Source organism: Moorena sp. SIO3B2, from assembly GCF_010692525.1.
Classification (GTDB): Bacteria; Cyanobacteriota; Cyanobacteriia; order Cyanobacteriales; family Coleofasciculaceae; genus Moorena; species Moorena producens.
Genome location: NZ_JAAHHE010000567.1, coordinates 1 through 3,108, shown reverse-complemented (window position 1 = coordinate 3,108; position 3,108 = coordinate 1). Strand labels below are relative to the sequence as shown.

The following is a 3,108-nucleotide window of genomic DNA, read 5'->3' as shown; positions in this document are numbered from 1 at the left end:
GTTGCATATCCCCGCACGCAACACCCGCACTAAGGCTTCATCAGAGGGTGGTGATGGCACAGGTAGGTCAGTGCGCAGTTGCAGTTGCTGGTTTTCGAGCCAGAGTCCTTTCATTGTTGGTTGTTGTGACAAGATTCTAGAAATTGCTTCCTATTTCTTATCTTAATCGGTGGGATTGCTGAATTGGAGTAAGCTAAAAATCCTAGCAATTTCGGAAATTACTACTACACATCGATTTCATATGGGTGAATCTGATTAAAGCTGTTTGATCCGGTGGTGCGTTACGGGACGGGCTTTTTAAACACTGGCTATCAAGAAAATTAGAACCTGTGGGTGGTGCGTTACGGGACGGGCTTTTTAAACACTGGCGACCGAGAAAATCAGTACCAGCCCGTCCCTAACGCACCCTACGCAACTAAACCTCGCTCCAGCCATCAATTGTAGCCATCAAAATATTCACCAAAGGATGGTCTATGGCTTCCTTGAAAGCTTCTACTCCTCCTGCTTTCAGGGCATTGATCACCTTGGATTTTAGGGTTGGGTTAGTCTCAATTTGGTCAATAACTTCACCTACAACTATCATCTTCTCTTTGTTGGTTGTAGTGGGATTACTCTGGGATAGTTGGTTGAGGAGTTGCTGGATTTCTGCTGCTGCTTCGGCTAAGCTTTGTTTTTGCTCTGATGTCAAATTAGTAATGTTAAATTCTTGTCTAGCATTGTCGTTGGCAATAGCAACATTAGGATTAGTAGCGTGGCTTTGGTTTATCTCAACATTACGTGAATTATCTGACATATCACTCTCCGCTTTAGCTGTATTTGTAAGATTGATTATTGGATTTGATGACTGATGGCTGGTCAAAGCAGCTCTAACAAATTCCTTATAATCTTGATTATGACTTCTTTCAGCCTCTAAAAAAGCAGCTTGTTTCGCTGCTTCTAACCTAGCTTCATAAACTGCCAAAAATTCTGTTTCAAATTTACCTTTATCCGTGGCTTCTGGAACTTCCAAGGTAAGTAAAACATCATTGCCTTTCTTTTCAATGGCTTGAATCGAATCACTAGTAATTGCAGGATTGTCCGCCATTATTTTTTGAAAGGCTTGACGAAATGCTTCTGGATTAACACCATTACGTAGCAGAATCTGGACGGTATTGATAATCTTGTTATAGAGCTTTTCAAAATCCCCTGGTTGGAAAACCCGGTCAGGGTCATAGGGACGACGCTCTCGACTTCCTTGAGGATTGGGATTCTCTAGTAAAAAGACATACTGACAATCAATATTAGTTAAGGTAGTTGTTGAGTCAATATTCCACGCTTCTAAACAAGCTCCAGTAAAATAAGCATGAGTAAAATCAGTACCAATTGCTTGAGCGTCAGTTAAATTAGCCCATTCTAAATTAGCATCCTCTAAGGTGGCTTCGCTAATATCAGCCAGTTTGAGATTAGCCTGATTTAAATTAGCTCCTTTTAAATTTGCGCCTCTGAGATTGGCATTACTATAATTATTATTATAACCATTACCACTAACCAATAATTGTCTGACAACAGTATCAGCTAAGATAGTTTTACCTGGTCTAGCTCGGTCAAGTTTAATAGTATTTTGCCAACAGGTACGAGTAAGCGTAGCCTTTCTTAAATCTGTACTTTTGAGGGTAGCTCCGGTAAAATCAGCATCGGTTAGGTCAGCGTTGTAAAAACTGGTACCTCCTGTAGCAGCCAAAGCAATAGCAATAGTGCGAATCCAGGCATCTCGGGGGTTCCCTTTTAGCCCACGCCAGCCCAGGTAAGCACCAAGTAATACTAAGACTAATGCCACAGCTATGGCTACGACCCATGAGCCACCGCTGGCTAATTCCCAGTCACTGGCGATGGCGATGGCGATGGTAATAAAGATGGTGATTGCGACAGGGAAGGCGACAGGGGAGGCGAGTATGATGGTGATAGCGAAGGCTACGGCGATTATAAAGGCTACGGCGACGGGAAAAGCGATGGTGATTGTGAAGGCGAAGGCGAAGGCGGCAGCGATAGTAATGGCGATTATAAAGGCGATAGCGATGGTAAAGGCAATGGCGATAGCAACGGCTACAGCGGCAGCGACGGCGACTTCTGAGCCGATACCTTGACGCAGGATAACACTATATACTATAATTAGAGTCACCAAAGCTATCCAACCGGAGACTGGGTCATCTAAGCTGTTAGAGTCAAAGAATGACGCTACTAAAGCTCCACCAAGTAAGGAGGCAATTCCTGATAGTCCTGACACTATCCAGGAAACTAACAGAAGAACAGTTACCCAGCGTTTTTGTAATCCAGCCTTCGCCTGACAGAACTTAGTTCCGGTTAGAATAGCATTCTTAAAGTTCGCGCCTCTAATATCAGCTTCACTAAAATCTGCTCCTGAAAGGTCTTTTCCTTGGAATGACTGACCTCTGAGATTTTCCCTGCGGAAATCCCTTTGTCCATTCTTATATCTGGTTATAACGTCATTAGCTTTCATTAGTCGTTTATCAGCTATCAGCTATCAGTTATCAGCGGTCAGCATTCAGCATTCAGCATTCAGCATTCAGCATTCAGCATTCAGCATTCAGCTATAAGCTCTTAGTTATCAGCTTTTGAATAAAACAAGCTGACCACTGAAGGCTGACGGCTGACCGCTGATGGCTGACAGCTTTAGTTAAGTATTAATAATTAGATTATTTTTGCTGATTAATTAATATCGATGTATTTACCCTGACTTAGGGATTAGAATCCCTAGGTAAAACCGAAGGAAGAGAGTCTTGATGATAAACTGGGTTCAGTATATTCACTGAATATTATATCAGATTTTCTGAGTGAAGCAAATTAAGAAACTTTAAAAGTATAGCGCTAGTATTAGTCTGAAAAGTCCCCCTTATTAAGGGGGATTTAGGGGGATCTCAACCCTGAAGCAGATCCGGAATCGATCCCCCCCAACCCCCCTTATCAAAGGGGGGAGTAATGAAGGGGATCTCAACCCTGAAGCAGATCCGGAATCGATCCCCCCCAACCCCCCTTATCAAAGGGGGGAGTAATGAAGGGGATCTCAACCCTGAAGCAGATCCGGAATCGATCCCCCCCAACCCCCCTTAT

General features: G+C 43.2%; 1 protein-coding gene and 1 pseudogene. Both read right to left on the bottom strand.

The window, feature by feature from the left end; all coding sequences use genetic code 11:
• A pseudogene (locus tag F6K38_RS38070) lies at nt 1-114 on the bottom strand (alcohol dehydrogenase); the annotation flags it as partial.
• A 301-nt stretch (nt 115-415) separates the two neighbouring features.
• A complete protein-coding gene (locus F6K38_RS38065) occupies nt 416-2,497 on the bottom strand; it encodes a pentapeptide repeat-containing protein (protein ID WP_287360142.1) in 2,082 nt (693 codons plus the stop codon).
• Nucleotides 2,498-3,108 lie beyond the last annotated feature (611 nt).